General features: G+C 75.1%; 2 protein-coding genes and 1 pseudogene. All 3 read right to left on the bottom strand.

The genetic code is table 11. From position 1 onward, the window contains the following. Positions 1–261, bottom strand: a pseudogene (locus tag ACTUAL_RS10225) (ABC transporter permease); the annotation flags it as partial. After that, a complete protein-coding gene (locus ACTUAL_RS10220) occupies positions 261–1,013 on the bottom strand; it encodes an ABC transporter ATP-binding protein (RefSeq protein WP_440900104.1) in 753 nt (250 codons plus the stop codon). The pseudogene ACTUAL_RS10225 and the gene ACTUAL_RS10220, both read right to left, overlap by 1 nt. A 218-nt stretch (positions 1,014–1,231) precedes the next feature. After that, positions 1,232–1,736: response regulator transcription factor (locus ACTUAL_RS10215; protein WP_440900103.1), on the bottom strand; the 505-nt coding region annotated here is incomplete at its 5' end.

Here is a 1,736-nt window from a genome sequence, read left to right as displayed (position 1 = left end):
GCCGCTGACGCCGGGCACGGCCCTGACCTCGGCCAGCGCGGACTCCGGGATGCTGCTCAGCTCGGAGGCGTCCCCGTTGACCTGGGCGGACACCGCGACGTTGCGGGAACTCTTGGCGTACTCCTCGCGGCTGCCTGCGTCGATGGCGTCGCCGAGCACGAGGGTGCCGGTGACGAAGGCGACGCCCAGCGCGATCGCGATCGAGGAGAGCACGAGCCGCGCGGTGCGGGCCCGCAGCCCCGCGATGATCGTGCGCAGCATCAGGCCCCCAGGTTCTTCAGGGCGGCGAGGACGGTGTCGGCGGTGGGGGCGGTGATGTCGCCCGCGAGGTGGCCGTCGGCCAGCAGCACGACGCGGTCCGCGTAGGAGGCGGCGACCGGGTCGTGCGTCACCATGATCACGGTCTGGCCGAGCTTGCGGACCGACATGCGCAGGAAGTCCAGGACCTCGGCGCCGGAGCGCGAGTCCAGGTTGCCGGTGGGCTCGTCGGCGAACACCACGTCGGGCCGGGCGACCAGGGCGCGGGCGCAGGCCACGCGCTGCTGCTGGCCGCCGGACAGCTCGGTCGGCTTGTGCTTGAGGCGGTCGCGCAGGCCGAGCACCTCGACGATGGTGTCGAACCACTCCCGGTCGGGCTTGCGGCCCGCGAGCTCCAGGCCGAGCAGGATGTTCTGCTCCGCGGTGAGCGTCGGCAGGAGGTTGAACGACTGGAAGACGAACCCGACCCGGTCGCGGCGGAGCTTGGTGAGGTCCTTGTCGCCCAGGCCGGTGATCTCGGCGCCGCCGACGCGCACCTGGCCGCCGTCCACGTCGTCCAGGCCCGCCAGGCAGTGCATGAGGGTGGACTTGCCCGAACCCGAGGGGCCCATGATCGCGGTGAACCGGCCCGCCTCGAAGGCGACGGTGACCCCGGCCAGCGCGTGCACCGCGGTGTCGCCCTTGCCGTACACCTTGACCAGGCCGGTCGCCTCCACGGCGGTCCGGGTTCCGACGTCGGACACGACTGCGGACATGGTTGTGCTCCCTGGGGTCGGGGCGCCTGCGGGCCGGGTCCGCTCACCGCGTTCCCGTGCGTCCGCCGCGCTTCTGGCTGACGGGGAGAACGCTAGGGCCGGGCGGTGTGCGCGGGCGTCGCCTCGGCGGCGGGTGCGCGATCAGACCCCCGGTGGGGAGGGCGGTCCCCCTGCGGGATGACCGGGGGACGGTCGGGCTCATCCCCCGGTGGCACCGGCTACCCGGTGACGTCCAGCAGCCCCCGCTCGAACGCGATCGCGACCGCCTCGCCGCGCCTGCCCGCGCCGAGCTTGGCCATGATGCGGGTGAGGTGCACGCTCACCGTCTTCTCGCTGATCACCAGCTCCTCGCCGACCTCGCGGTTGGTGCGCCCGAGCGCCACCAGCGCCAGCACCGAGCGCTCGCGCGGGGTGAACGGGTCCACCTGGCCGCCGGGCACCTCGCCGCGCAGCACGACCCGGCCGCGCCGGGCGCTCTGCCGCACCGCGTCGCGCAGCGGGCGCGCCCCGAGCAGCTCGGCCGCGGTGTCGGCGGCCTTGAGCAGGGTCGCGGCCTGCTCCCGCTGCCCGCGCGCCAGGGCGGTCTCGGCCGCGCGCCACCGGCACACCGCCTGCTCGTGGACGTCCCCGTGCAGCTCGGCGGCGACCAGCCACGGCCCGGTGACCACCCCGCCGTCGAGCCGGTCCTCCTCGGCGTCCACGCGCGCCAGCCAGGCCGCCGCG

The sequence above is a fragment of the Actinosynnema sp. genome (assembly GCF_052038725.1).
This window is presented reverse-complemented; position numbering and strand designations above follow the sequence as displayed.